This window comes from Morganella morganii (genome assembly GCF_019242955.1).
GTDB lineage: Bacteria > Pseudomonadota > Gammaproteobacteria > Enterobacterales > Enterobacteriaceae > Morganella > Morganella sibonii.
Window position 1 is genome coordinate 966,415 of record NZ_CP066129.1, and the last position, 26,082, is coordinate 992,496.

Below are 26,082 nucleotides of genomic sequence, written 5' to 3' on the forward strand. Positions count from 1 at the left end.
AAACCCGCAGGGGTTGGCGGCGACCACCAGGGGTTGTAAAAATAAATCAGGAAAATCAATTTATTGATTTTCGGCTGATAACACAAAGCAGGAAAAACCACGTTTTATCCTGCTTTGTCAGCAATCTCTATGTGTCTTATTTGCAGATGCCACGGATTGTGACTTCTTTCACCGGGGCAGATCCGTTACACTCAGAACAGACAAATCCGATTCATTTTCAGGAGCCTATCTCTATGTACCAGGAACTTATCCGCGGTGAACTGACCGAAGCAGCGGCAACCCTCGATAACTTTTTGAAAGATGAGAATAATATTGATGCAATCCGCCGGGCTGCTGTCATGCTGGCTGATTCTTTTAAAGCGGGCGGCAAAGTGATGTCATGCGGTAACGGTGGTTCACACTGTGATGCGATGCATTTTGCGGAAGAACTGACAGGACGTTACCGTGAAAATCGTCCGGGATATCCGGCAATTGCTATTTCTGATGTCAGCCACTTATCCTGCGTAAGTAATGATTTCGGCTATGAATATGTTTTCTCCCGCTTTGTGGAGTCTGTCGGCCGTGAAGGGGATGTGTTACTCGGTATCTCCACATCCGGTAACTCCGGCAACATTATCAAAGCGATTGAAGCGGCACGCGCCAAAGGTATGAAAGTGATCACACTGACCGGTAAAGACGGCGGTAAAATGGCGGGCAGTGCGGATATTGAAATTCGTGTACCACACTTTGGTTATGCGGATCGCATTCAGGAAATCCATATTAAGGTTATTCATATTCTGATCATGCTGATCGAAAAAGAAATGGTGAAATAACCCGGCCCGGCATCTGAAAAAGCACTCCGCTATCCGGCCGGGTGCTTTTTTTTATGCCGTGAGGCAGGACTTATTCATGATAAGCATAAAGTATCTTATATATAACCAAATCATCTAAAAAAATGATATTTCCGTAATTGTGAAACTAACGAATTGCGGGTAACAATAGTCTTCAGTTATCACGAAACCGGGTAAGGGAGAAAGGCAATGTGTGAATTGCTGGGGATGAGCGCGAATGTCCCGACTGATATTCATTTCAGTCTCAGCGGTCTGATCCCGCGCGGAGGGGAAACCGGGCCGCATAAAGACGGGTGGGGAATTACGTTTTATGAAGGAATGGGGTGCCGGACCTTCAAAGACGCGCGTGCCTGCTGTCATTCACCTGTCGCCCGTTTTGTCCGCGATTATCCCGTCAAATCCGAAGCGGTGATTGCACATATCCGCCAGGCAAACCGGGGAGTGGTTTCGCTGGAAAATACCCATCCTTTTACCCGTGAGTTGTGGGGCCGGAACTGGACATATGCCCACAACGGGCAGCTCAGCGGCTATGAACACCTGGCGACCGGTTTTTTTACCCCCGTCGGTCAGACTGACAGCGAACATGCATTCTGCTGGCTGCTGAATCAGCTGAAAGAAAAATACCCGCAGCCGCCGCAGGATCTGCAGGCAGTATTCCGTGATATGAAGCGGCTGGCGGATGAGTTACGGCAGTTCGGCGTCTTTAATATGCTGTTGTCAGACGGCAGCTATGTGCTGGCGTACTGCTCCACCAATCTGCACTGGATCACCCGCCGCGCGCCTTTTGGTAAAGCGCGGCTGGTGGACAGTGATGTGGAGATCGATTTTTCTCAGCACACCAGCCCGGATGATGTGGTCTCGGTTATCGCCACACAACCGCTGACCGGCAATGAGCAGTGGCAGAAAATCCGGCCGGGTGAGGCGGTTCTTTTTTACTACGGCGAGCGTGATGCATCCGTGTTCTGAGTCAGCAGGCCGGCTTCTGCTGCAGGTCCCGGTACGGCCGTGTGTGCGGCGGTGACATAACGGCCGTTAATAACAGCAACCACCGCCGGGATCTGATTCTCGGTAAAGTACTGATAAGCGGGTTGTAACTGCTGCCAGAAGGCCAGATGTGAGGAATTCCGGTGGCGGTTCATATTCTCCGGTGTCATCCGGAAAGGATAAATCGCAATATTCAGATCCGCCTGTCCGCTCAGCAGGGCGCTTTCCACATAGCGGTAAATCTCATCAATATAGGCATCTGTCATGGCGTAGCAGCCGACAGATTTGCAGTCGCCGTGAACCATCAGATAATCCCCGGTATAGCCGTGTGCACGGTCAAATTCATTGGGAAAACCAAGGTTAATAGCTCGGTAAAACCGACTGTTCGGGTTGAGCTGTGACAAACTGATGCGGTAAAAACCTTCAGGACTTTTTAAATCACCGGTCAGCTGTTTGGGTCCCAGACCGCCGGAAAACTGACAAACCGGATAGCGTTTTACCAGTTTAAAACGTCCGTTATTCTCCCGCGTGTATAACTCCAGCTCTTTTTCTTCTTTAAATATCTGTATAAATACCCGGCTGTTACGGACATCACTTACCGGTGCCGTAAGCCATAATGACGGGGATTTTCCCGTCGTTGCCGATGATTGCCCTGCAAAAAACAGCAGGCCGATCATGATAAAAATGATATGTCGCATTCTCAGTATTCAGGATGGCAATAGGTTGGTGAAAAAAGTAACAACAGATTGCCATGATGCAGATAATTTGTGAATGGTTTCCGGTGAGAATAAAATCGTTTGTTACAAACATTATTGTGGTTAAAAAATAAACAGCAGTCGGTAAAGGTGATTAAATTACTCGGTAAAGACGAGTTTTCCGGCTTTTTCTGATCACAATAATCCCATTTGCTTGAGCCAGGTCACTCGTTTCACCGGACAGAATTGTTGTGAAGTGGTAAAATAATGCGGATCTGGTTTAAGCAAAATCGTGACATACATCGGAGAAAACAGCCCGGGGCGACAACAGCGGCCCGGAGTGTTTTTATTGTTGAGTTGTCATACGCTGCTGCGGCAGTAATGACGTGGGTTTAACGAAAACTTGTGCAAATTTTATGATTAAAATTAAAAAAGGACTCGACCTGCCGATCGCAGGATCACCTGCTCAAGTCACAGAAGATGGCCCCTCAGTCCGCCACGTAGCGCTGCTGGGTGAAGAATACATCGGGATGCGTCCGTCTATGCTGGTTCAGGAAGGTGAATCAGTGAAGAAAGGACAGGCTCTTTTTGAAGATAAAAAGAACCCCGGTGTGATTTTTACCAGCCCCGCCTGCGGACAGGTAAAAGCCATCAATCGTGGCGAACGTCGTGTATTACAATCGGTGGTGATTGAAATACAGGGAGACGAGCAATTCACATTTGACAGTTATGACCGCCGGGATCTGCCGTCACTGACCCGTGAACAGGCAGAGAAAAACCTGGTGGCCTCCGGATTGTGGACCGCGCTGCGGACCCGTCCGTTCAGCCGTACCCCCGCACCGGGCTCTGTGCCTGCCGCCATTTTTGTCACCGCGATGGATACCAATCCGCTGGCGGCCGACCCGGTGGTGATTATCCGTCAGGAACAAATCGCGTTTGATGACGGTTTACAGGTACTGAGCTGTCTGACGGAAGGGAAGGTTCATGTCTGCCACGGTACAGCTGACTTCGTAAAAGTTACCGATAACAATCGTGTCAGTTATACACAGTTCAGCGGCCCGCATCCGGCAGGTCTTGCCGGTACGCATATCCATTTCCTGGAGCCGGTCAGCGCAACGAAAACAGTCTGGTCTCTGAATTACCAGGATGTTATCGCTATCGGTAAACTGTTTACGACCGGTTTTCTGTACACCGACCGTATTGTGGCACTCGGCGGCCCGCAGGTGGAAAACCCGCGTCTGCTGAGAACCCGTCTTGGTGCGGATCTGTATGAACTGACCGAAGGGCAGCTGAAAGCCGGTGAAAACCGCATCATTTCCGGTTCTGTCCTGTGGGGTGTGGCCAGTGATGAAGTGCATCACTATCTGGGACGCTTTACCAATCAGGTATCCGTTCTGGAAGAAGGCCGTGAAAAAGAGCTGTTCGGCTGGATCATGCCGGGGACTGACAAATACACCGTTACCCGCACCACTCTGGGTCACTTCTTTAAGAAGAAACTATTCTCATTTACTACATCAATGAATGGCGGCGAACGTTCCATGGTGCCAATCGGCAGTTATGAACGTGTCATGCCGCTCGACATTATGGCGACACATTTCCTGCGCGATCTGCTGGCGGGCGATACTGACAGCGCACAGGCGCTGGGTGCGCTGGAGCTGGATGAGGAAGATCTGGGGCTGTGTACCTATGTCTGTCAGAGTAAATATGAGTACGGACCGGTGCTGCGTGACGTACTGACCAGGATTGAGCAGGAAGGATAATCATGGGTCTGAAAAAATTTCTGGAAAAAATTGAGCCGCATTTTGAACCGGGCGGTAAATTACAGAGATGGTATGCACTGTATGAAGCAGCGGCCACCATCTTCTATACCCCGGGGACAGTTACCCGCGGGCGTTCACATGTCCGTGATTCCATCGACCTTAAGCGTCTGATGATCCTGGTCTGGTTATCCGTTTTCCCGGCAATGTTCTGGGGGATGTATAACGTCGGTAACCAGGCAATGCCGGTGCTGCTGGATATGTACAGCGGTGCGGAGCTTCAGCAGGTGATTGCCGGTGACTGGCATTATCGTCTGGCAGAACTCATCGGCGTGTCCTTTACTCAGGATGCGGGCTGGGTCAGCAAAATGCTGTTCGGTGCCGTTTATTTCCTGCCGATCTACGCAGTCATTTTTATCGTGGGCGGCTTCTGGGAAGTCCTGTTTGCGATGATTCGCGGGCATGAAATCAACGAAGGCTTCTTTATTACCTCCATTCTGCTGGCACTGATTGTTCCGCCGACACTGCCGTTATGGCAGGCTGCGCTGGCTGTCACCTTTGGTGTGGTGGTCGCGAAGGAAATCTTCGGCGGGACAGGACGTAACTTCCTGAACCCGGCGCTGGCCGGTCGTGCTTTCCTGTTCTTTGCCTATCCGGCTCAGATTTCCGGTGACACGGTCTGGACTGCCGCTGACGGCTTCTCCGGCGCAACGCCGCTGTCACAGTGGGCTGTCGGTGGTGAGCATCAGCTGGTCAACACCATGACCAATCAGCCGATTTCATGGATGGATGCTTTTATCGGTAACGTGCCGGGCTCGATTGGTGAAGTATCCACACTGATGATTCTGATCGGTGGTGCCGTCATTCTGTTTGCCCGTATCGCTTCTCTGCGTATTGTGGCCGGTGTGATGATCGGGATGATCGCGATGTCAGCCGTCTTTAATATGATTGGCTCTGACACCAACCCGCTGTTTGCTATGCCGTGGTACTGGCATCTGGTTCTTGGCGGTTTTGCCTTCGGTATGATTTTCATGGCGACGGACCCGGTTTCAGCCTCGTTTACCGATAAAGGTAAATGGGCTTACGGGATACTGATCGGGGTTATGTGTGTCCTGATCCGTGTGGCAAACCCGGCATATCCGGAAGGGATGATGCTGGCTATCCTGTTCGCCAACTTATTCGCCCCGTTATTTGATTATCTGGTGGTTCAGGCAAACATTAAACGGAGAAAAGCACGTGGCTAATGAAAAAACGAAAAACAAGGACAGTGTCGCAAGAACGTTTATCGTAGTCTTCGTCCTTTGCCTTGTGTGTTCGATAGTCGTGGCCGGTTCTGCGGTGGGGCTGAAATCCACGCAGCAGACACAGATTATGCTGGATAAGCAGCGTAACATTCTGGATGTGGCCGGGTTACTCACGCCATCCATGCCGGCGAATGAAATCGACGCAGTCTATAAAAAATTCATCAGAGCAAAAATGGTGGATTTAAAAACCGGTCAGATGACTGACAGTACCGCCAAATACGATCTCAACGATGAACTGCGCAGCGATGAGACCAGTATTGCCTTGTCACCGGAAGAAGATCTGGCGAAAATCCGCCGCCGTGCTAACAGCGCGGAAATCTATCTGGTACAGAATGAGCAGGGTGAAACCAGCAAGATTGTTCTGCCGGTTTACGGCTCCGGTCTGTGGTCGGTGATGTATGCCTTTATCGCGATTGACGTGGACGGTATTACCTCTGAGGGGATCACTTATTACCAGCACGGTGAAACGCCGGGACTGGGTGGTGAAGTGGATAACCCGCAATGGCGTAAACAGTGGATTGGTAAAAAGCTGTTTAATGAAGAAGGTATGCCGGCCATTAAAATTGTCCGCAGCGGCTCAACTGACAGCCCGTACGGCATTGATGGTTTATCCGGTGCGACACTGACCTCAAACGGCATCCAGCATATGTTTGATTTCTGGCTGGGCGACAACGGTTTTGGCCCGTTCCTGAAAACAGTACGCGAAGGAGCGTTGAATCATGGCTGATAGTAAAGAAATTAAACGCGTTCTTCTCGGACCGTTATTAGATAACAACCCGATTGCCCTCCAGGTTCTGGGGTGTGTTCGGCGCTGGCGGTAACCACCAAACTGGAAACCGCACTGGTTATGACCATCGCGGTCACCCTGGTAACAGCATTCTCCAGTATGTTTATCTCAATGATCCGTAATTTCATTCCGGGCAGTGTGCGGATTATTGTTCAGATGGCGATTATCGCCTCGCTGGTTATTCTTGTTGACCAGATTCTGCGGGCTTACGCCTACGGCATCTCCAAACAGCTTTCCGTGTTCGTCGGCCTGATCATTACCAACTGTATTGTCATGGGACGTGCGGAAGCGTATGCGATGAAAGCGCCGCCGCTGGAAAGCTTTATGGATGGTATCGGTAACGGATTAGGTTACGGCGTGATCCTGCTGCTGGTAGGCTTCTTCCGCGAACTGATCGGCTCCGGTAAACTTTTTGGTGTGACTATGCTGGAAACGGTACAGAACGGCGGCTGGTATCTGCCGAACGGTCTGTTCCTGCTGGCTCCGAGCGCATTCTTCATCATCGGGATGCTCATCTGGGGTATTCGTACCCTGAAGCCGTCACAAGTCGAGAAGGATTAAGATATGGAACATTATATCAGTCTCTTTGTGCGGGCTGTATTCATTGAAAACATGGCGCTGGCTTTCTTCCTCGGGATGTGTACTTTCCTGGCGGTGTCCAAAAATGTCAAAACGGCGTTCGGGCTCGGAGTGGCAGTTACCGTGGTGCTGGGGATTTCGGTTCCGGCCAACAACCTGGTTTATAACCTGCTGCTGCGCGACGGCGCACTGATGGACGGTGTGGATTTAAGCTTCCTGAACTTCATTACCTTTATCGGGGTCATTGCGGCACTGGTACAGATTCTGGAGATGATTCTGGATCGCTACTTCCCTGCACTGTATAACGCGCTGGGCATCTTCCTGCCGTTAATCACTGTAAACTGTGCGATTTTTGGTGGTGTGTCCTTTATGGCGCAGCGCGACTACAACTTTACGGAATCTGTGGTTTACGGTTTTGCTTCCGGTATCGGCTGGCTGCTGGCGATTGTGCTGATGGCCGCTATCCGCGAGAAGATGAAATACTCTGACGTCCCGTCCGGCCTGAAAGGGCTGGGGATCACATTCGTGACTACCGGACTGATGGCTCTGGGCTTTATGTCCTTCTCCGGCGTACAGTTATAAGGGTGAAACGCAATTATGGATATCGTTATTTTAGGCGTGGCAATGTTTACCCTGATTGTTCTGGCGCTGACCGCGTTGATTTTGTTCGCAAAATCAAAACTGGTGAACACAGGGGACGTTAAGATTGACGTCAACGGCGATGCGGAAAAAAGCTTCAGCGCACCTGCCGGTGATAAATTACTGAATGTGCTGTCCGGTCAGGGGATTTTTGTCTCTTCTGCCTGTGGCGGCGGCGGAACCTGCGGCCAGTGTCGCGTGAAGATCAAAGAAGGCGGCGGTGATATTCTGCCGACAGAGATGTCGCACATTAACAAGCGCGAAGCGCGTGAAGGCTGCCGTCTGGCGTGCCAGGTGAATGTGAAGCAGGATCTGAAAATTGAGCTGCCGGAAGAGATCTTCGGGGTGAAAAAATGGGAGTGCGAAGTTATCTCCAATGATAACAAAGCAACATTCATTAAAGAGCTGAAACTGAAAATTCCTGATGGTGAAGTTGTACCGTTCCGTGCCGGTGGCTTTATTCAGATTGAATGTCCGCCGCATGTGGTGCGTTATGATGAATTTGATGTACCGCAGGAGTACCGGGAAGACTGGGATAAGTTTAATTTATTCCGCTATGTGTCTGAAGTGAAAGAACCGACCGTCCGCGCATACTCCATGGCAAACTATCCGGAAGAGCACGGGATTATTTTGCTGAACGTGCGTATCGCCACACCGCCTCCGCGTGTGCCGGATGCACCTCCGGGCATTATGTCCTCTTACATCTGGTCATTGAAACCGGGTGATAAAGTGACGATTTCCGGGCCGTTCGGGGAATTCTTCGCGAAAGAAACTGACGCGGAAATGATCTTTATCGGCGGTGGTGCGGGGATGGCGCCGATGCGTTCGCATATCTTCGATCAGCTTAAGCGTCTGCACTCCAAACGTAAGATGTCTTTCTGGTATGGTGCACGTTCAAAACGTGAAATGTTCTATGAAGAAGATTTTGACCAGCTTCAGGCTGAGAATGAAAACTTCACCTGGAACGTGGCACTGTCTGATGCCCTGCCGGAAGATAACTGGGACGGATACACCGGGTTTATTCATAATGTTCTCTATGAGCATTACCTGAAAAACCATCCGGCACCGGAAGATTGTGAGTTCTACATGTGCGGGCCGCCGATGATGAACGCCGCCGTGATCAAGATGCTCAAAGATCTGGGTGTGGAAGACGAAAACATTATGCTGGATGACTTCGGCGGCTGATTTCCGCCCCTGTCATAACGAAACTGCGCCCACTCCTGTGGGCGCAGATGATCTGAAATCAGACTGGATTGTGTATGGTAAAAATAAAACGGGCCTTTCTGCCGCTGGCACTGATGGCATTGTTACTGAGTGCGTGTGGTGATAAAACACCGGAAACACAGCAGGTAACCCTGAACGGCAAAACGATGGGCACCTCTTACGCGGTAAAATATGTGGCTGATCCGAAAAATCCGTCACCGGAATCCGTGCAGAAAGATATTGATGTGGTGCTGGAAGAGGTCAATGATCAGATGTCCACCTACCGGCCGGATTCTGAACTCAGCCGCTTTAATCAGAGCCGCGACGTAAATACACCGTTCCCGGTTTCTGCCGCAACCGCAAAGGTGGTTCGTGAGGCTATCCGTATCAATCAGCTGACAGACGGCGCACTGGATGTCACTGTCGGCCCGCTGGTCAATCTGTGGGGATTTGGCCCGGAAGGACGCGTGACTCATGTGCCGACTGAGCAGGATATCGAAGCCCGCCGTCAGTGGACCGGGATTGATAAACTGAAGGTGGAAGACAATAATCTGATTAAGACCGTACCGGAACTGTATGTGGATCTGTCCTCCATAGCGAAAGGCTACGGGGTGGATGCGGTGGCCGAATATCTGGAATCACAGAATATCCGCAATTATATGGTGGATGTGGGCGGTGAAGTCCGGACTCAGGGCATTAACGGCAAAGGTAAGCCGTGGCGCATTGCGATTGAAAAACCTTCATCAGAAGGATTGAGTCAGTCCGCACAGGAAATCATTGAACCGGGTAATGCATCAGTGGCAACATCCGGAGATTACCGGAATTATTTTGAAGAAAATAATATTCGTTATTCACACACCATTGATCCGAAAACAGCACGTCCGATTAACCACAATCTGGTATCGATTACCGTTATTGCGGATAATTGTATGAGTGCGGATGGCTTTTCTACCGGGCTGAATGTGCTCGGGCCGGAGCGCGGTCTTGAAGTAGCGAATGCACAAAATATCCCTGTCTTTATGATTGTCAAAACAGAGAAGGGATTTGAAGAACGCTACAGTGAGGCATTTAAGCCCTATTTGCAGCAAAAATAAAAGAGGGTGGCTGATATGATGATAAAAGTATTTATCGCAACCTTTATCCTGTTTCTGGTCGCATTTCTGGGGATGTCTCTTGGCTATATTATTAAGCGCAAGAGCATTCAGGGAAGCTGCGGCGGGCTGAGCAGCATTGGTGTTGAGAAAGTCTGTGACTGTCCCGAACCGTGTGATGCCCGGAAAAAGCGGATGGCGCGTGAAGCTGCCCGTGAAGAGAAACTGAATAAAAACCGGATTGTATAGTATTAAATAATATAAAAAGGCGCCTTTGTCAGCAATCTCAAAGGCGCCTGTCAGGCGCCTTTGTTTATTGTTGTTCATTAACCGCAGGTCAGTAATAGCGGATCAGTAATAATGATAACGCGATGTCACAATTGCGGTATTTATCACAATAATATTATTCGTGTTATTCCCTTCAGTCATGCTCTGCCAGAGTGCTTTTTCACAGTTCCCGTAGCTGTCTGTCTGCTGACAAATATAGATTGCTTTTACCCGGCCCAGCGGTGTGTGCTGTGTTTGTGTCTGCCGGATAACCTGACCGTTATCATTATACGCAAATTCATAGTTCATCGGAGGCAGGCCATTCCCCTGTGACGTTATCGAATTTATTTGCCGGTCACTGCGCCAGTCGTAACGGATTTCACCAACGGTATCTGAGGAACCGCCTTTTAACACGGCATGTGCGATTAAACCGTCTTCATAAAAAAAAATCTGTATCCATCCGGAATTTTGGTGTGTTTCCGCCGCTGTTGGAATCTGATTCGGCACGGATGATTTGCTTTTGATTGTTATAAAAAAGATGGCTGCGGGCTTTAATAAGGGTTACCGGCGCTTTTCCGCTGTTGAGCAATTGCGACGTAAATAATAAAGTATAGCCCTGTTCCGTTTTCTGACCTTCGGAATACATCCGGTTTTGCAGACCGGGATAACGTTCAGTCACTTCCAGCGAAAAATCACTCAGTTCACCACAGGGGGTCAGGTTATATCGCCCGTTGATAATAATATTATCGTTCTTACTGTCCGGGGCACGGGTTGTTGTGATGACGGATTTTACCGGCCCGTTAATCATACCGGCACCCAGAATAATAAAGTTACTGCTGCGTGTTTCATCTGAATACAGCCGGCAATCTGCATAAGAATAAAGACTGAATAACAGCAAAAATAATCCCATAAAAACAAGAGGGGATTTTGGGGGTGAATTGAAATCAATAAATAGGTTACTTATCACCGTATGACCTCCCGGATGTTTCTTATAGTTATAACAAAGTTGGCCTGATAAATAAATTACTATAATTAATTAGAGTTGCTGAGATTATAAAATATTATACGGGAGTGACAGGGGTAGTTGCGGGAAGGGACGTAACGTATTAAATAAGAGTGATATTTATAATTTATTAAATGCCACTCTTATTTTTCAGTACCTCAGTATAGATAAGTAATAATACGAAAATTAATTATTTTATTTTCATATTGAGTAATGAATCGACCATCACACCATCTGCTCCTAACTCTGTTGCCAGCTGTAAGTCTGCCGGTGTTTTAATACCGAACAGTACAACCCGGTTTTTATTATTTTTACGGAAGCAGTCCATGGCTGTTTTATCCCATGTCAGTACAGCGGGAGAGCGGGCTTCGCCCAGTGTAAAGGTTTCAACCACATCAACTTTTCGATGCAGCTCGAAGCCATACCAGCGTGGCTGAGGGTTATCCGTCAGGTCACAGGTGTGAGTAATCAGGCTGCCGGCCAGTGCATTACGGGTGGTATCACGGCTTTCAAATACCGGGATTGATTGCGGCAGTGCGGCCAGATAATCCTGGCTGGTCGAATAGACACGAACCCGGTTTTTCGCCTGATGACGGGTCAGTACGGTATCCAGTTGCTGTGCAAAGATGGCAGGTACTGCATCCGGGGATTTGATATCGAGATAGAAAAAAGTCTCCGGATAGCGGCTCAGTACCGTGTCCAGTGACGGGATCGCGGCGTTGATATGGGTGTTATTTTTTTGATTATAGTCACGGGCTGCATCAATTTTTGCCAGCTCTGCGGCCGTGTAACCGGAAACCGGGCCGGTTTTATCGGTCAGGGATTTCAGATCAGACGGGCGGTATAACACCACCTGGTTGTCTTTTGATAACTGAAGCGTGATCCAGACAGCATCCGCTTTGTTGCCCAGTGCTTTATCGATGGCGTACAGGGTGTTTTCAGGCGCATCCGCAGTGGCGGCGCGGTGAGCAATAATTTGCGGTGCTGCGTGGGTTGTCATAACAATACAACTCAGAAAAAGGGCAGAAAGTATTTTTTTCATAATCCGTCCGTCAGAAAGAAAGTGCTCGGGTGTGTGTCACGCGGCTGTTTTACCAAAGCAACATGACAACCGGATGTAATCACAGAAAAAAAACACAAACTTGCAAATTTCAGCCTGCTGATTGATGCAGTGAATAATGAGTGGATTAATCGATTTGAATTGAATTAAGTTTAACTGTATATTTAAACAGTAATATTGGTGAGCGGGAGAGGCGGATGCGTAAAATTATTCATATTGATATGGATTGTTTTTATGCGGCGATTGAAATGCGTGACGATCCCCGTCTGCGCGATATCCCTCTGGCTATCGGCGGCAGTGCCGACCGGCGCGGTGTGATTGCAACCGCCAATTATCCGGCACGGCGTTTCGGGGTGCACAGTGCGATGTCGACGGCAAAAGCATTGCTGTTATGCCCGCACCTGAAAGTGATCCCGGGGCGGATGGAGTTATATAAAACCACCTCCCGCCATCTGCATGCTATTTTTGCCCGTTATACCTCACTGATTGAGCCGCTGTCTCTCGATGAAGCCTATCTTGATGTGACGGACAGTCCGCAGTGCCGGGGCTCCGCCACGCTGATGGCAGAAGAGATCCGCCGGACTATTTTTACTGAGCTGGGACTGACGGCATCTGCCGGGGTGGCACCGGTCAAGTTTCTCGCCAAAATCGCTTCTGATCTGAATAAACCAAACGGGCAGTACATTATCACACCGGAGCAGGTGGCGGATTTTGTCCTGTCTCTGCCGCTGCGTAAAATTCCCGGTGTGGGAAAAGTGACCGCAAAACGGCTGACTGATCTCGGGCTGGAAACGTGCCGGGATGTGCAGCATTATGATCAGATAACATTGCTGAAGCAGTTCGGAAAGTTCGGCCGGATCATCTGGGAGCGCAGTCACGGCACAGATGAGCGTCCGGTTTGTCCGGACAGGGAACGGAAATCGGTCGGTGTTGAGCGGACACTGGCGGAAGATATTGTGTCGTGGGATGAGTGTCAGACCATTATTGATGCGCTGTTTCCGGAGCTGGAGCGCCGTCTGACAAAGGTGTCATCGGATCTGCGGATTGCCCGGCAGGGAATCAAACTCAAGTTTGCGGATTTCCAGCAAACCACACAGGAACATGTTCATCCGGTGCTGGATAAAGCGGATTTACTGAAGACGGCGGAACTGGCCTGGAAAAGCCGCCGGGAAGGGCGGGGTGTCAGGCTGGTGGGGCTGCATGTGACACTGCTGGACCCGCAGCTGGAGCGGCAGTTGCTGCTGGGATTCTGAAGCACATATAAAAACGGCGGAACAGATGTTCCGCCGCTGAACTGAATGATGCTGTTATGCTTTTTCAGGGATCGCTTTTAAGATAGCGGTCAGTAACTGCCAGTACTGTCCGACACTCTTGATATGCACCTGCTCATCCGGAGAGTGAGCACCGGTGATGGTCGGCCCGATGGAAACCATGTCCATGTCCGGATACGGTTTTTTGAATAAACCGCACTCAAGACCGGCGTGGATCACCATGATGTTCGGCGTTTTATCAAACAGCTGCTGATAGGTTTCGCTGACCAGATGCATAACCGGGGAGTCAGCATCCGGCTGCCAGCCCGGATAACCGCCTTCGGCAACAATATCCGCACCGGACAGTGCCGCCAGAGAGGTCAGCATACTGACCACAGAGGATTTGCCGGATTCAATCAGGGAACGCACCAGGCAGATAACCTGCACACGCTCTTCACTCATTTTCACCACACCGACGTTCAGTGAGGTTTCGACCACGCCCGGTACCACGTCACTCATGCGGATCACGCCGTTCGGCATTACGTTGAGCATATTGATAAAACGGGACTGCACATCAGCGGTCAGCACACCCTGAGCGGCAATTGCGGCTTCAAGGGTGACCACCAGGTTTTTCTCTTTCTGTGCCAGTTCTTCTCTGAGCAGAGCTTCAAAGGTCTGTGCCAGTGATTTCAGCTGTGCGGCTTTATCTGCCGGTACTGCCAGGGTGATGTGGCCTTCACGCGGAATCGCGTTGCGCAGTGTACCGCCCTGAAAATCAACCAGACGCGCGCCGAGTTCTGCGGCGTGACCGGCCAGGAAACGGGCCAGTAATTTGTTGGCATTGCCCAGACCCAGGTGAATATCGCCGCCGGAGTGGCCGCCTTTGAGACCTTTCAGGGTCAGGGTAAAGATGCTGTAACCGGCCGGAACGGCTTCACGGCTCAGTGCCAGGGTGGTGGTGACGTCAATACCGCCCGCACAACCCATATAAATCTCACCTTCCTCTTCGGAATCGGTGTTGATCAGAATATCAGCCTGCAACCAGTCCGGCTGAAGACCGAATGCGCCGTCCATCCCGGCTTCTTCGGTCATGGTCAGCAGAACTTCCAGCGGACCATGTTTGACGGAATCATCAGCCAGCACCGCCAGCGCAGATGCCATACCGATACCGTTATCCGCACCTAATGTGGTGCCTTTCGCGGTAACCCAGTCGCCGTCGATATACGGCTGAATCGGATCTTTTTCGAAATCGTGTGCTGTATCATTGTTTTTCTGCGGCACCATATCCAGGTGCGCCTGCAGGACGACCGCTTTACGGTTTTCCAGGCCTTTGCTGGCCGGTTTGCGGATCAGGATATTACCGACGCTGTCGCGTTCAACGTGGAATTCCTTTTCTTTTGCCCATTCAATGATATGTGCGGCCAGTTGCTCTTCGTGGTAGGACGGGTGAGGAATAGAGCAGATTTTGGCAAAAATGTCCCACAGCGGCTGCGGAAATAATTGTGATAGTTCAGACACGTTCGATCTCCTGTTACTGCATTTTTCATTATAAGGGGGAGGATACCTGAAGGCGGCCGGTGACGCTGTTTAAAATGAGCGGTCGCGAATATCCGATGTCCGGAGAATAGCAAATTCTTACACAAAGTGCGTGTGTCATAACAGGGAATTATGATGAATTTGTCAGATACTCTGGTCTTTGGCGGCTCAAGTCACTATAATCTCGCGCAACCTTTTTTCCGCAAAAAAGACTCTTTTCTGTAAATCATCAAGCCGGGATCAATCTGATATGAGCGAAAAATACGTCGTAACGTGGGATATGTTGCAAATGCACGCCCGTAAACTGGCACAGCGTTTAATGCCAACCGAACAATGGAAAGGCATTATTGCCGTAAGCCGCGGTGGTCTGGTGCCGGGAGCTTTACTCGCTCGTGAACTGGGTATCCGTCATGTGGATACTGTCTGCATTTCCAGCTATGATCATGACCATCAGCGCGACATGAAAGTCCTGAAAAAAGCCGACGGTGACGGTGAAGGATTTATCATCGTTGATGATCTGGTGGATACCGGCGGTACTGCCCAGATGATCCGCGATATGTATCCGAAAGCGCATTTCGTCACTATTTTTGCCAAACCGGCCGGACGTCCGCTGGTTGACGATTATGTGGTTGATATCCCGCAGGATACCTGGATCGAGCAGCCGTGGGATATGACCGTCAGTTTTGTTAAACCAATCTGCGATCAGTAAGCGAATGCCATGACACAACAGAACCTGTCAGAGAAACTGTTTAAGCCGAAAATCAAACACCCTGAGACATCCGTGCTGGTGAATTTTACCCGTTCCGGTATGAAACAAGTCAAGGGCAGCGTCCTGAGCGGATGTACGCATCCGGGCTGGTATCGCATGATTAACCGCTTAATGTGGGCCTGGCGGGGGATACCGCCGCTGGAAACCGAAGAGGTTCTCAGCCGTATCGCAGCATCCGATGCCCCCCGCAGTGATGATACACTGCTGGATACGGTAATCGGTTACCGCCGCGGCAACTGGGCTTATGAATGGTCTCAGCAGGCGATGTTGTGGCAGCGTAAAGCGCTGGAATTTGAATCCGGCGACAAAGCCTGTGAAGCCTGGCTGATTGCCGCAAATCTGTACAGTATTGCGGGATATCCTCATCTGAAAGGGGATGAGCTGGCGGATCAGGCTACAGTTCTGGCAAATCAGGCGTATGAAAATTCCGCCCGGTTTGCTGCGTATGAACTGAAAAAAATTGAATTCAAAATGGAGAGCGGCGGCAATGTCTGCGCTTTCCTGCACCTCCCGCCGGGAAAAACCGGTGCTTTTCCGGTCGTGATGATGTGCGGCAGTCTGGATAATCTGCAAAGTGATTATTGCCGCTACTTCCGTGATTATCTGGCACCGCAGGGAATTGCCCTGCTGACACTGGATATGCCGTCAGTCGGTTACTCCGCCAAACAGGTATTAGGCCAGGAAAGCAGTCTGATGCACCAGCAGGTGCTGGATCAGCTGCGCAATGTACCGTGGATCGATCACACCCGTGTGGCTGTGATGGGGCTGCGTTTCGGTGCCAATGTGGCGATGCGTATGGCGTATTTATCCGCACATCAGTTGCGGGGCGCTGTGTTGTTCGGACCGGTGGTGCATGATCTCTTTGTCAGTCCGCAGCGGCAGGATCAGGTTCCTGCCATGTATATGGATGTGCTGGCCAGCCGTGCGGCAGCGCGCTGTACCGACCCTGATACCGTCCGCTCCCGGCTCAGCTGCCTGTCACTGAAAAATCAGGGACTGCTCGGCCGCCGCTGTTCATTGCCGGTACTGAGTATGTGCTGGAAAGAGGATGTGTTCAGCCCGAAAAGTGAATCGGAACTGATTACCCGCTCCAGTGCTGACGGTAAACTGCTGGAATTTGGTCAGACGCCGGTTTTTGACACCTTTCATAAATCGCTGGATGAAGCGACCCGCTGGCTCACCAGAATTTTATCCTGAACAGCATAAAAACCATTGATAATTCCTGTCTGTTTGCTACAACTAAGCCTCCACTGAAAGGAGGCTTGATGATGGCGCTGGTTTCAGATTACACGCGCGGCAGGTTGCTGCGATGTTTTACCGCATTGGGTCCGTATATCCGTGAGCCGCAGTGTCAGGAAGGGCATTATTTTTTTGATTGTCTGGCGGTGTGTGTGAATGCATCAGCCGCACCGGAAAAACGTGAGTTTTATGGCTGGTGGCTGTCACTGATCCCGCAGGAAACCGGGTTCGTCTCTGAATACCATACCGGGGTATTTGATAAAAACGGGCTCTGGCAGAAAAAAACAGTGTCTGATAAAGAAACCTGCGATGCAGTCAGAAAAACGCTGACTGATTTTTATCCCCGTTTACAGGCCGTTCTTCAGGAACTGGATCTGTCTCTGACGCCGTCACCGGAATCACCGCCCCCCGGAAAGCAGCCGGATTAATGTCCGGTTTTGCGTTGTGCCTGTTGGCATGGCGCGCATCACCTGTTAAAACAGGTCATCTTTTCTTATCTCGCAAAATAATGGTAGAACGCAATGAATAGCAGCCAAACGCTGGTTGTCAAACTGGGCACAAGTGTGCTGACCGGCGGATCACGACATTTAAATCAGGCGCGGATCGTTGAACTGGTCCGGCAGTGTGCGCAGCAGTATGAAAAAGGGCATCGTATTATTATTGTGACTTCCGGGGCGATTGCTGCCGGACGTGAACATCTCGGTTACCCTGAACTCCCCGCCACCATTGCGTCCAAACAGCTGCTGGCTGCGGTCGGACAGAGCCGCCTGATCCAGTTGTGGGAACGACTGTTTTCTATTTACGGTATTCATATCGGCCAGATGCTGCTGACCCGCGCGGATATGGAAGACCGCGAGCGTTTCCTGAATGCCCGTGACACACTGACCGCGCTGCTGGATAACGGTATCGTGCCGGTCATTAATGAGAATGATGCGGTTGCCACAGCGGAAATCAAAGTCGGGGATAACGATAACCTCTCCGCGCTGGCCGCTATTCTCGGCGGGGCGGATAAACTCCTGCTGCTGACGGATATTGAGGGGCTGTATACCGCGGATCCGCGCAGCAACCCGGATGCCACTCTGATTGCCGAAGTGCACGATATCAGTGATGAGCTGCGCAGTGTCGCAGGCGACAGCGTATCCGGGCTGGGCACCGGCGGAATGGCGACCAAGCTTCAGGCTGCGACGGTCGCAGGGCGTGCGGGAATTGATGTCATTATTGCTGCCGGTGATCGCGCCGGGGTGATTTGTGATGTCATCGATGATATTCCGGTCGGCACCCGGTTCTTCGGGAAAAAAGCGCCGATGGAAGCGCGTAAGCAGTGGATCTTCGGGGCACCGCCTGCCGGCGAAATCATTGTGGATGACGGCGCGGAGAAAGCGCTGAAAGATAAGGGCAGTTCTCTGCTGCCGAGCGGTATCAGAACCGTGAACGGTAATTTCTCACGCGGTGAGGTTGTCCGCATCCGGGCTCTGAACGGCCGGGATCTGGCACACGGTGTCTGCCGTTATAACAGCGATGCGCTGCGCCTGATTGCCGGACGGCAGTCACAGGAAATCAGCACGGTTTTAGGTTATGAATACGGCGCAGTGGCTGTCCACCGCGACGATATGATTGTCAGTTAAGGATATCAGCATATGTTAGAACAAACAGGTAAAGCGGCCAAAGCCGCCTCCCGGGTACTGGCTCAGCTCTCCGGAAAACAAAAGAACCGGGCACTGGCCCGTATTGCCGATCTGCTGGAGCAAAACAGCGCCCCGATCCTTGCTGCCAATGAACTCGATATTGCCAAAGCCCGTGAGCAGGGGACATCTGAGGCGATGCTTGATCGTCTGTTGCTGACTCAGGCGCGTCTGGAAAGTATTGCTGCTGATGTGCGTAAAGTGTGTCAGCTGGCAGATCCGGTCGGGGAAGTGATTGACGGCGGTGTGCTGGACAGCGGATTGCGTCTTGAGCGCCGCCGTGTCCCGCTGGGCGTGGTCGGTGTGATTTATGAAGCTCGTCCGAATGTCACGGTGGATGTTGCCTCGCTGTGTCTGAAAACCGGGAATGCGGTGATCCTGCGCGGCGGCAAAGAAACACATAATACGAATGTGGCGGTTGTCAGTGTGATCCAGCAGGCGCTCAGTGAATGCGGGCTGCCGCAGGCCGCGATTCAGGCCATTGATAATCCGGATCGCGCACTGGTCAATGAATTACTGAAGATGGATCGCTATGTGGATATTCTTATCCCGCGCGGCGGTGCCGCTCTGCACCGCTTATGCCGCGAGCAGTCCACTATTCCGGTGATCACCGGCGGTATCGGTGTGTGCCATATTTATGTTGATGAGACCGCCGATCTGCATAAAGCACTGCCGGTCATCACGAATGCGAAAGTGCAGCGTCCGGGTGTCTGTAATGCGGTGGAAACACTGCTGGTACATGAAAAAGTCGCGGCGGAATTTCTGCCGCTGCTGAGTGACAAAATGGCTGCTGACAATGTCACCCTGCATGCCGATCCGGCGGCGCTGGCATTGCTGAAAAACGGCCCGGCAAAAGCAGAAGCGGTGACTGATGCGCAGTTGTCAGATGAATGGTTATCTCTCGACCTGAATGTGGTGATTGTGCCTGATATTGACGGTGCGATTGAGCATATCCGTCATTACGGCACACAGCACTCAGAATCGATTCTGACGCAATCTATGTCTCAGGCTGATTATTTCGTATTAAATATTGATTCATCAGCCGTGTATGTTAACGCCAGTACCCGTTTCACCGATGGCGGTCAGTTCGGGCTGGGGGCGGAAGTCGCCGTCAGCACACAGAAACTGCACGCCCGCGGCCCGATGGGGCTGACGGCGCTGACCACGTATAAATGGATTGGTACCGGCGACCACACTATCCGTTCATAACCGGATCATCAGGTATCCGCAGGGCGTTTTTTTGTCAGATGACAACCGTTCTGCGGATCGCACTTTTGCTTTTTATCTGAGTACGCTATGATAGGCTCTCTTAATTTACACCTATGTAAAATATTTTGAACACCTGCGGGGAAGCGGATAGTATGAATCATCAGGATGAAAAACCGGTTATTTATCTTATCGGCGCTCGCGGAGCAGGTAAAACCACTCTGGGCAAACCGCTGGCTCAGGCATTATTGTACGATTTTATTGACACTGATGCCTGCGTGACAGAGCAGTGCAGGATGTCTATCTCTCAGCTGGTGGAACAATCGGGCTGGCGCCGTTTCCGTGAACTGGAAAGTGATGTGCTGCGTCAGGTCAGCAAACCGCTGCATCTGGTGTCAACCGGCGGCGGTATTGTCATGGCGCCGGAAAACCGTGCATTTATGCAATCCGCCGGCAAAGTGGTATATCTGCGGGCCAGTGCCGAAACACTGGCGGAACGCCTGTCACACACTCCGCAGGCGCATCAGCGCCCGAGTCTGACCGGCAAATGCATTGTGGAGGAGATGGCGGAAGTCCTGAGCAAACGCGAACCGCTGTACCTGGAATGCGCGGATATTGTGGTGGATGCCACCTGCCCTGTACCGGAACTTATCAGTCATATCTGTACCCGCCTTCACGCCGCTGTATAATTCTGCGGCTGTTTTATTGTGAACAGTGACACGAATCGAATAAAGATAATGCCGTACTGTTCTGTCAGTTGGTTAATCAATCCGCTGTGTTATTATTGATGCGTCTGCCCGCCAAACCGATTGGCGGAATAATAAATACACAGGGAATTCAGTATGTTGATGAATGTGTTACGTGCACTGCTCCGCGGATTATTCCGCATTCGTGTTACCGGTGACCTGAGTAATCTTAATCAACCGCGAAGTGTTATCACCCCGAACCATGCCTCTTTTATTGATGGTGTTCTGCTGGGATTATTCCTGCCGACCCGGCCGGTGTTCGCGATGTACACTAACTACGCCACACCATTTTTTATCCGCTGCTTAAAACCTATCGCTGATATTATCCCTGTGGATCCGCGCAATCCGCTGGCACTGCGGCATTTGATCCGTGAAGTGGAAAAAGGGCGTCAGATAGTGATCTTCCCGGAAGGGCGGGTGACTATCACGGATTCCCTGATGAAAATCTATGACGGTGCTGCTTTTATTGCCGCCAAAACAGGGGCAAAAGTCATCCCGGTGCGCATTGACGGTGCGGAACTGACGTTTTTCAGCCGGATGCGCAAAGTGATCAAAAGTCACGTTTTCCCGGCCATCACCATTCATGTTCTGCCACCGGAAGTGATCCCGATGCCGGAAGCTCCCCGTGCCGCAGAGCGCCGCCGTCTGGCAGGGGAACATCTGCGCGATATCATGATGAACGCGCGCATGGCATGCCGCCCGTCACTGACGCTGCCGCAGGCGTTTCTCGGCGCGGTAAAACGCTACGGGCGTTTTCAGCGGATCATTGATGATATTAATTTCAGCGAGGACAGTTATCAGGGGCTGCTGAAAAAATCCCTCGGACTGAGCTGCATTATCAGCCACTATACCAAAGAGGGGGAACGTACCGGTTTCCTGCTGCCGAATGCCACGGTGATGGCCGCGGCGATCCTCGGTGCCTCCATGCGCCGCCGTATTCCGGCGCTGCTCAACTACACGGCGGGTGTCGCCGGGTTGCGTAATGCCATGAAAGCGGCCGGTATCACTACCATCATCACCTCACGTCAGTTTCTGGAAAAGGGCAAACTGACACATCTGCCGGAACAACTGACAGAAGCCAACTGGGTTTATCTGGAAGAGGCAAAAGCATCCGTTACCCTGAAAGATAAACTGTGGGTGATGCGCCATCTGATTACGCCGCAGGCGGCACTGCTGCCGCAGAAACCGGAAGATGATGCCATTATTCTCTTTACCTCCGGTTCGGAAGGCACACCAAAAGGCGTGGTACACAGCCACGACTCTCTGCTGGCTAACGTGGAACAGATTAAAACCGTTGCGGATTTCACGCCGAAAGACCGGTTTATGTCAGCACTGCCGCTGTTTCACGCTTTCGGTCTGACCGCCGGACTGTTTACGCCGCTGTTGTGCGGCAGCCGTATCTTCCTCTATCCGAGCCCGCTGCATTACCGCATGGTGCCGGAACTGACCTATGATCAGAACTGTACAGTGATTTTCGGTACTTCCACCTTCCTCGCCAACTATGCCCGCTTTGCGCATCCGTATGATTTTGCCCGTGTCCGCTATGCGGTGGCCGGGGCAGAAAAACTGGCGGAAGGCACCAAACAGGCCTGGCAGGATAAATTTGGCCTGCGCATCCTGGAAGGCTACGGGGTGACAGAGTGTGCACCGGTTATTTCCATCAACGTGCCGATGGCGGCCCGCACCGGCACGGTCGGACGGCTGGTACCGGGAATGGAATCACGTCTTCTGCCGGTCGCCGGGATTGATAATGGCGGACTGTTGCAGGTTCGCGGCCCGAATGTCATGAAAGGGTATCTGCGGGTGGAAAAACCGGGGCATACTGAGCCGCCGTCAGCGGAAAACGCGCAGGGTGAGGCGCAGCCCGGCTGGTATGACACCGGCGATATCGTCACGGTGGATAAAGACGGATTCATTACCATCCGCGGGCGGGTGAAGCGGTTTGCCAAACTGGCCGGTGAAATGATCTCACTGGAGAGCGTTGAACAACTGGCACTGAGTGTCTCGCCGGATAAACTGCATGCGGTGGTGACAAAACCGGATGCAAAACGCGGCGAAGCGCTGGTGATGTTTACCACAGACAGCGAACTGGATCGTGCACAACTGATGGCACAGGCAAAAGCAAAAGGATTGCCGGAACTGGCTGTCCCGCGTGATATCCGTTATATCAGACAACTGCCGGTACTCGGCAGCGGTAAACCGGACTTCGTCACACTGAAGCAGCAGGCATTACAGGAGCCGCAGATATGACAGCATCTGCCCCGTTACTGAACAAAGGCATGAAAGCGGTACTGATTTCGCAGTTTATTACTGCGTTTGCGGATAACGCGATTCTGTTTGCTATCCTTGCTCAGCTCAGCGCCCGGCACTATCCGGAGTGGAGCCAGCCGATGCTGCAAATGGTGTTTGTGCTGACCTTTATTGTACTGGCGCCGTTTGTCGGACAGATTGCTGACAGCTTCCCGAAAGGGCGGGTTATGCTGCTGTCGAACGGCTGTAAGCTGATCGGTGCGGTGGTGATCTGCCTCGGCGCAGACCCGTTCCTGGGATACGGGCTGATAGGGGTGGGTGCTGCCGCGTATTCCCCGGCAAAATACGGGATACTCGGTGAACTGACGACCGGTGAACAGCTGGTAAAAGCCAACGGGCTGATTGAAGCCTCGACCATTGTGGCGATCCTGCTGGGATCAGTAACCGGCGGTTTCCTGTCTGATTACCATATTATGATGGCGCTGATTTTATGCACGGTGATGTACGGACTGGCGGCGCTGACCAATCTCAGTATTCCGCGCCTGCCCCCGGCAAAAACCGGGCTGAGCCGTAACCCGCGCACGATGATGAGCACTTTTTTCCGTGCCACGGTATCGTTGTGGAAAAATCAGGAAAGCCGTTTTTCCCTGACCGGTACCAGTCTGTTCTGGGGAGCGGGGGTGACACTGCGGCTGATGCTGGTATTGTGGGTACCGGCGGCACTGGGGATCACCGGTCAGACCATGCCGACACTCCTTAATGCGATGGTGGCTGTCGGAATTGTGGCCGGAGCCGGTCTGGCGGCCCGCTTTATTACCCTGGAAACGGTACGCCGTTGTATGCCGGCCGGGATTCTGATCGGCGTGATGGTGATTATATTCACCTTTCAGACTTCGGTGATACCGGCCAATATCACGCTGATTCTGCTCGGCGTATTCGGCGGCCTGTTTGTGGTGCCGCTCAATGCGCTGCTGCAAAAGCGCGGCAAAGAGACGGTCGGGGCGGGTAACGCCATTGCGGTACAGAATATGGGGGAAAACGGCGCGATGCTGCTGATGCTGGGGCTGTATTCCCTGGCGGTCAAAGCCGGTGTGCCGGTAGTGGTGATCGGTGCGGCGTTCGGCAGCCTGTTTGCCCTCGCGATCGGCGGGTTATGGCTCTGGGATATCCGCCGCAAAAAACAGATTTCATAACAGGAGTGACAGATGCATGATGAACAGGCTCTGACCCGGCGCAGTACAGAACTGGGGCATTATCTCCTTGAGGCCGGCCTGAGTGTTACAGCGGCAGAATCCTGCACCGGCGGATGGATTGCCAAGGTGATCACGGATATCGCGGGCAGTTCGGCGTATTTTCAGCGCGGGTTTGTCACCTACAGTAATGATGCCAAACACAGTATGATCGGGGTATCAGAACAATCATTATCTGTCTTTGGTGCGGTCAGTGAGGCAGTGGTGCGGGAAATGGCCGCCGGGGCGCTGGATACCGCAGGTGCGGATCTGGCTGTCTCGGTCAGCGGCATTGCCGGGCCGGATGGCGGCAGCGATGAAAAGCCGGTGGGAACCGTCTGGTTCGGCTGGGCGTGGCGGGAAAAAGCAGAGATAAAAACCGCTGCCCGCTGCTGGTGTTTTCCGGGCGATCGCAATGCGGTACGCTGTCAGGCGGTGCTGAAAGGGCTCGGCGGATTAATTGCAATTCTGACAAAAAAATCGCTTGATACTGTATGACTATACAGTATAATCACTTCAACAGATTCAGTTGAAACCATTTTAATAACCCGGGGGCACTGTCTCAGGGGCTGAGAAGGGAGTTTACATGGCTATTGATGAGAACAAACAGAAAGCACTGGCAGCAGCCTTAGGTCAGATCGAGAAGCAGTTCGGTAAAGGTTCAATCATGCGTCTGGGCGAAGACCGTTCCATGGACGTGGAAACCATCTCAACCGGCTCTCTGGCACTGGACGTTGCACTGGGTGCAGGTGGTCTGCCGCTGGGTCGTATTGTTGAAATCTACGGGCCTGAATCTTCCGGTAAAACCACGCTGACGTTACAGGTCATCGCGGCTGCACAGCGTCAGGGTCGTGTGTGTGCGTTTATCGATGCGGAACACGCACTGGATCCGGTCTATGCCAAGAAACTGGGTGTGGATATTGATAACCTGCTGTGCTCCCAGCCGGACACAGGTGAGCAGGCACTGGAAATCTGTGATGCCTTAACCCGCTCCGGTGCGGTTGATGTCATCATTGTTGACTCCGTGGCCGCACTGACACCAAAAGCTGAAATCGAAGGTGAAATCGGTGATTCTCACATGGGTCTGGCAGCACGTATGATGAGCCAGGCAATGCGTAAACTGGCCGGTAACCTGAAAAACTCTAACACCCTGCTGATCTTCATCAACCAGATCCGTATGAAGATTGGTGTGATGTTCGGTAACCCGGAAACTACCACCGGGGGTAACGCACTGAAATTCTATGCGTCTGTTCGTCTGGATATCCGCCGTATCGGCGCAGTGAAAAACGGCGATGAAGTGGTCGGCAGCGAAACCCGCGTGAAAGTGGTGAAAAACAAAGTGGCTGCACCGTTCAAACAGGCTGAGTTCCAGATCATGTACGGTGAAGGTATCAACACCATGGGCGAACTGATTGACCTGGGTGTGAAACATAAACTGGTTGAGAAAGCCGGTGCATGGTACAGCTACAACGGTGAAAAAATCGGTCAGGGTAAGGCAAACGCCACTATCTACCTGAAAGAACATCCGGAAATGGCCGATGAACTGGACAAAAAATTACGTGAGTTATTACTGAACCATTCCGGTGAATTCAGTACCGCAGCAGAAAGTTTCAATGAAGAAAGTGAAACTGAAGATGCAGGCAACGAAGAGTTTTAATTCACAGAATTACACGAATTAAAGAATTTACAGTAATAAAATCATTGAGTTATTTCGAAAGCTGTATCCGTGACGGGTACGGCTTTCTTTTTGTCTGCGTATAACAGCCTGCCTTTGTCTCCCGCTATGTGTTCCTGATACAGAAACTGCGCTCCCGGCCGGATGAGCGTCGTTTGTGCGAACAGACTTTCAGAAAAAGTTTATTCGCTTTACAATGGGTACAGCGAATGGATTTATCTGGGAATTAATGTTCAAGGGAAACCCTTAAATTTCTCTCCGCCTTGATTGATCCGAAGGTTGAATCGGAGCGGCTTCACAG

25 protein-coding genes and 1 pseudogene are annotated in these 26,082 nt (G+C 51.6%); 21 read left to right on the forward strand and 5 right to left on the reverse strand.

What is annotated here, in order from left to right; genetic code table 11:
* Positions 1-233 precede the first annotated feature (233 nt).
* Both lpcA and JC793_RS04315 read left to right on the forward strand, forming a co-directional pair.
* Positions 234-812 carry a D-sedoheptulose 7-phosphate isomerase gene (gene lpcA, locus JC793_RS04310; protein ID WP_024472650.1) on the forward strand — a complete coding sequence of 193 codons (579 nt, stop codon included), beginning with the start codon at positions 234-236 and terminating at the stop codon, positions 810-812.
* A gap of 207 nt (positions 813-1,019) precedes the next feature.
* Entirely contained in the window at positions 1,020-1,796 is a 777-nt protein-coding gene (locus JC793_RS04315) for a class II glutamine amidotransferase (protein ID WP_052926443.1), read from the forward strand.
* Here the strand turns inward: JC793_RS04315 and JC793_RS04320 are convergent.
* Positions 1,766-2,512: a L,D-transpeptidase family protein gene (locus JC793_RS04320; protein WP_166707166.1), complete on the reverse strand. Its 747-nt coding sequence runs from the start codon at positions 2,510-2,512 to the stop codon at positions 1,766-1,768. The two genes, JC793_RS04315 and JC793_RS04320, sit on opposite strands and share 31 nt — an antisense overlap.
* Positions 2,513-2,925: 413 nt before the next feature.
* On the opposite strand from JC793_RS04320, the gene JC793_RS04325 reads away from it, so the two are divergent.
* From JC793_RS04325 to nqrM, 8 genes and pseudogenes are all read left to right on the forward strand, one after another.
* Positions 2,926-4,269 carry a Na(+)-translocating NADH-quinone reductase subunit A gene (locus JC793_RS04325; protein WP_046895194.1) on the forward strand — a complete coding sequence of 448 codons (1,344 nt, stop codon included), beginning with the start codon at positions 2,926-2,928 and terminating at the stop codon, positions 4,267-4,269.
* Positions 4,270-4,271: 2 nt separating this feature from the next.
* Positions 4,272-5,510, forward strand: a complete 1,239-nt coding sequence (locus JC793_RS04330) for an NADH:ubiquinone reductase (Na(+)-transporting) subunit B (protein WP_218427611.1) — start codon at positions 4,272-4,274, stop codon at positions 5,508-5,510.
* Positions 5,503-6,297, forward strand: a complete 795-nt coding sequence (locus JC793_RS04335; RefSeq protein ID WP_166707168.1) for a Na(+)-translocating NADH-quinone reductase subunit C — start codon at positions 5,503-5,505, stop codon at positions 6,295-6,297. Before JC793_RS04330 ends, JC793_RS04335 begins: the two co-directional genes overlap by 8 nt.
* Positions 6,290-6,918, forward strand: a pseudogene (locus tag JC793_RS04340) (NADH:ubiquinone reductase (Na(+)-transporting) subunit D). The gene JC793_RS04335 and the pseudogene JC793_RS04340 overlap by 8 nt, the downstream one beginning before the upstream one ends.
* A 3-nt stretch (positions 6,919-6,921) precedes the next feature.
* Positions 6,922-7,518 (forward strand): NADH:ubiquinone reductase (Na(+)-transporting) subunit E, encoded by a 597-nt coding sequence (gene nqrE, locus JC793_RS04345; RefSeq protein WP_046895198.1) that lies wholly within the window; start codon positions 6,922-6,924, stop codon positions 7,516-7,518.
* A gap of 15 nt (positions 7,519-7,533) precedes the next feature.
* Entirely contained in the window at positions 7,534-8,760 is a 1,227-nt protein-coding gene (gene nqrF, locus JC793_RS04350; protein WP_054424757.1) for an NADH:ubiquinone reductase (Na(+)-transporting) subunit F, read from the forward strand.
* Positions 8,761-8,834: 74 nt separating this feature from the next.
* A complete protein-coding gene (locus JC793_RS04355; RefSeq protein WP_218427612.1) occupies positions 8,835-9,872 on the forward strand; it encodes an FAD:protein FMN transferase in 1,038 nt (345 codons plus the stop codon).
* Positions 9,873-9,890: 18 nt separating this feature from the next.
* The gene (gene nqrM, locus JC793_RS04360; protein WP_024472643.1) at positions 9,891-10,118 is read left to right on the forward strand and encodes a (Na+)-NQR maturation NqrM; all 228 of its coding nucleotides are present in this window, start codon (positions 9,891-9,893) and stop codon (positions 10,116-10,118) included.
* A 102-nt stretch (positions 10,119-10,220) separates the two neighbouring features.
* On the opposite strand, the gene JC793_RS19505 is transcribed toward nqrM, so the two are convergent.
* The 3 genes from JC793_RS19505 to JC793_RS04370 all read right to left on the reverse strand — a co-directional run bounded on the left by JC793_RS19505 (position 10,221) and on the right by JC793_RS04370 (position 12,181).
* Positions 10,221-10,550 carry a hypothetical protein gene (locus tag JC793_RS19505; protein WP_247717319.1) on the reverse strand — a complete coding sequence of 110 codons (330 nt, stop codon included), beginning with the start codon at positions 10,548-10,550 and terminating at the stop codon, positions 10,221-10,223.
* A 22-nt stretch (positions 10,551-10,572) separates the two neighbouring features.
* A complete protein-coding gene (locus tag JC793_RS19510) occupies positions 10,573-10,944 on the reverse strand; it encodes a hypothetical protein (protein ID WP_247717320.1) in 372 nt (123 codons plus the stop codon).
* Between the two features lie 385 nt (positions 10,945-11,329).
* Positions 11,330-12,181, reverse strand: coding sequence for a glycerophosphodiester phosphodiesterase family protein (locus tag JC793_RS04370; protein ID WP_218427614.1), 852 nt, complete (start codon positions 12,179-12,181; stop codon positions 11,330-11,332).
* 215 nt (positions 12,182-12,396) lie between these two features.
* On the opposite strand from JC793_RS04370, the gene dinB reads away from it, so the two are divergent.
* Positions 12,397-13,452 carry a DNA polymerase IV gene (gene dinB / locus JC793_RS04375; RefSeq protein ID WP_166707171.1) on the forward strand — a complete coding sequence of 352 codons (1,056 nt, stop codon included), beginning with the start codon at positions 12,397-12,399 and terminating at the stop codon, positions 13,450-13,452.
* 54 nt (positions 13,453-13,506) lie between these two features.
* Here dinB and pepD read toward each other — a convergent pair whose 3' ends face one another.
* Positions 13,507-14,967: a beta-Ala-His dipeptidase gene (pepD, locus tag JC793_RS04380; RefSeq protein WP_166707172.1), complete on the reverse strand. Its 1,461-nt coding sequence runs from the start codon at positions 14,965-14,967 to the stop codon at positions 13,507-13,509.
* A 268-nt stretch (positions 14,968-15,235) separates the two neighbouring features.
* On the opposite strand from pepD, the gene gpt reads away from it, so the two are divergent.
* The 10 genes from gpt (at position 15,236) to recA (ending at position 25,763) form a co-directional block, all read left to right on the forward strand.
* Positions 15,236-15,694, forward strand: coding sequence for a xanthine phosphoribosyltransferase (gene gpt / locus JC793_RS04385; RefSeq protein WP_024472638.1), 459 nt, complete (start codon positions 15,236-15,238; stop codon positions 15,692-15,694).
* Positions 15,695-15,703: 9 nt separating this feature from the next.
* Positions 15,704-16,951: an esterase FrsA gene (frsA, locus tag JC793_RS04390; RefSeq protein WP_218427616.1), complete on the forward strand. Its 1,248-nt coding sequence runs from the start codon at positions 15,704-15,706 to the stop codon at positions 16,949-16,951.
* Positions 16,952-17,019: 68 nt separating this feature from the next.
* Positions 17,020-17,421 carry a sigma factor-binding protein Crl gene (gene crl / locus JC793_RS04395; RefSeq protein WP_080948057.1) on the forward strand — a complete coding sequence of 134 codons (402 nt, stop codon included), beginning with the start codon at positions 17,020-17,022 and terminating at the stop codon, positions 17,419-17,421.
* Between the two features lie 93 nt (positions 17,422-17,514).
* Positions 17,515-18,618, forward strand: a complete 1,104-nt coding sequence (gene proB, locus JC793_RS04400) for a glutamate 5-kinase (protein ID WP_046895205.1) — start codon at positions 17,515-17,517, stop codon at positions 18,616-18,618.
* 12 nt (positions 18,619-18,630) lie between these two features.
* Complete coding sequence (gene proA / locus JC793_RS04405) at positions 18,631-19,884, forward strand: glutamate-5-semialdehyde dehydrogenase (protein ID WP_052926448.1); 1,254 nt, start codon at positions 18,631-18,633, stop codon at positions 19,882-19,884.
* A 152-nt stretch (positions 19,885-20,036) separates the two neighbouring features.
* On the forward strand, positions 20,037-20,570 hold the full coding sequence (gene aroL, locus JC793_RS04410; RefSeq protein ID WP_046895207.1) for a shikimate kinase AroL: 534 nt from the start codon (positions 20,037-20,039) through the stop codon (positions 20,568-20,570).
* A gap of 153 nt (positions 20,571-20,723) precedes the next feature.
* Positions 20,724-22,877, forward strand: a complete 2,154-nt coding sequence (aas, locus tag JC793_RS04415) for a bifunctional acyl-ACP--phospholipid O-acyltransferase/long-chain-fatty-acid--ACP ligase (RefSeq protein WP_218427618.1) — start codon at positions 20,724-20,726, stop codon at positions 22,875-22,877.
* Entirely contained in the window at positions 22,874-24,070 is a 1,197-nt protein-coding gene (gene lplT / locus JC793_RS04420) for a lysophospholipid transporter LplT (protein ID WP_046895209.1), read from the forward strand. The genes aas and lplT overlap by 4 nt, the downstream gene beginning before the upstream one ends.
* Positions 24,071-24,082: 12 nt before the next feature.
* A complete protein-coding gene (gene pncC, locus JC793_RS04425; protein ID WP_112550334.1) occupies positions 24,083-24,604 on the forward strand; it encodes a nicotinamide-nucleotide amidase in 522 nt (173 codons plus the stop codon).
* Positions 24,605-24,692: 88 nt separating this feature from the next.
* Positions 24,693-25,763, forward strand: coding sequence for a recombinase RecA (gene recA, locus JC793_RS04430; RefSeq protein WP_004237869.1), 1,071 nt, complete (start codon positions 24,693-24,695; stop codon positions 25,761-25,763).
* The last annotated feature ends 319 nt before the right edge of the window (positions 25,764-26,082 follow it).

Bases quoted from the DNA above. Each gene is read 5' to 3' on its own strand.
- aas (WP_218427618.1), top strand. From the start codon at position 20,724: ATGTTGATGAATGTGTTACGTGCACTGCTCCGCGGATTATTCCGCATT.
- nqrM (WP_024472643.1), top strand. From the start codon at position 9,891: ATGATAAAAGTATTTATCGCAACCTTTATCCTGTTTCTGGTCGCATTT.
- lplT (WP_046895209.1), top strand. From the start codon at position 22,874: ATGACAGCATCTGCCCCGTTACTGAACAAAGGCATGAAAGCGGTACTG.
- nqrE (WP_046895198.1), top strand. From the start codon at position 6,922: ATGGAACATTATATCAGTCTCTTTGTGCGGGCTGTATTCATTGAAAAC.
- recA (WP_004237869.1), top strand. From the start codon at position 24,693: ATGGCTATTGATGAGAACAAACAGAAAGCACTGGCAGCAGCCTTAGGT.
- proB (WP_046895205.1), top strand. From the start codon at position 17,515: ATGAATAGCAGCCAAACGCTGGTTGTCAAACTGGGCACAAGTGTGCTG.
- dinB (WP_166707171.1), top strand. From the start codon at position 12,397: ATGCGTAAAATTATTCATATTGATATGGATTGTTTTTATGCGGCGATT.
- aroL (WP_046895207.1), top strand. From the start codon at position 20,037: ATGAATCATCAGGATGAAAAACCGGTTATTTATCTTATCGGCGCTCGC.
- JC793_RS04325 (WP_046895194.1), top strand. From the start codon at position 2,926: ATGATTAAAATTAAAAAAGGACTCGACCTGCCGATCGCAGGATCACCT.
- JC793_RS04370 (WP_218427614.1), bottom strand. From the start codon at position 12,181: ATGAAAAAAATACTTTCTGCCCTTTTTCTGAGTTGTATTGTTATGACA.
- proA (WP_052926448.1), top strand. From the start codon at position 18,631: ATGTTAGAACAAACAGGTAAAGCGGCCAAAGCCGCCTCCCGGGTACTG.
- JC793_RS19510 (WP_247717320.1), bottom strand. From the start codon at position 10,944: ATGATTAACGGGCCGGTAAAATCCGTCATCACAACAACCCGTGCCCCG.
- crl (WP_080948057.1), top strand. From the start codon at position 17,020: ATGATGGCGCTGGTTTCAGATTACACGCGCGGCAGGTTGCTGCGATGT.
- gpt (WP_024472638.1), top strand. From the start codon at position 15,236: ATGAGCGAAAAATACGTCGTAACGTGGGATATGTTGCAAATGCACGCC.
- JC793_RS04330 (WP_218427611.1), top strand. From the start codon at position 4,272: ATGGGTCTGAAAAAATTTCTGGAAAAAATTGAGCCGCATTTTGAACCG.
- JC793_RS04320 (WP_166707166.1), bottom strand. From the start codon at position 2,512: ATGCGACATATCATTTTTATCATGATCGGCCTGCTGTTTTTTGCAGGG.
- pncC (WP_112550334.1), top strand. From the start codon at position 24,083: ATGCATGATGAACAGGCTCTGACCCGGCGCAGTACAGAACTGGGGCAT.
- JC793_RS04315 (WP_052926443.1), top strand. From the start codon at position 1,020: ATGTGTGAATTGCTGGGGATGAGCGCGAATGTCCCGACTGATATTCAT.
- JC793_RS04355 (WP_218427612.1), top strand. From the start codon at position 8,835: ATGGTAAAAATAAAACGGGCCTTTCTGCCGCTGGCACTGATGGCATTG.
- lpcA (WP_024472650.1), top strand. From the start codon at position 234: ATGTACCAGGAACTTATCCGCGGTGAACTGACCGAAGCAGCGGCAACC.
- frsA (WP_218427616.1), top strand. From the start codon at position 15,704: ATGACACAACAGAACCTGTCAGAGAAACTGTTTAAGCCGAAAATCAAA.
- nqrF (WP_054424757.1), top strand. From the start codon at position 7,534: ATGGATATCGTTATTTTAGGCGTGGCAATGTTTACCCTGATTGTTCTG.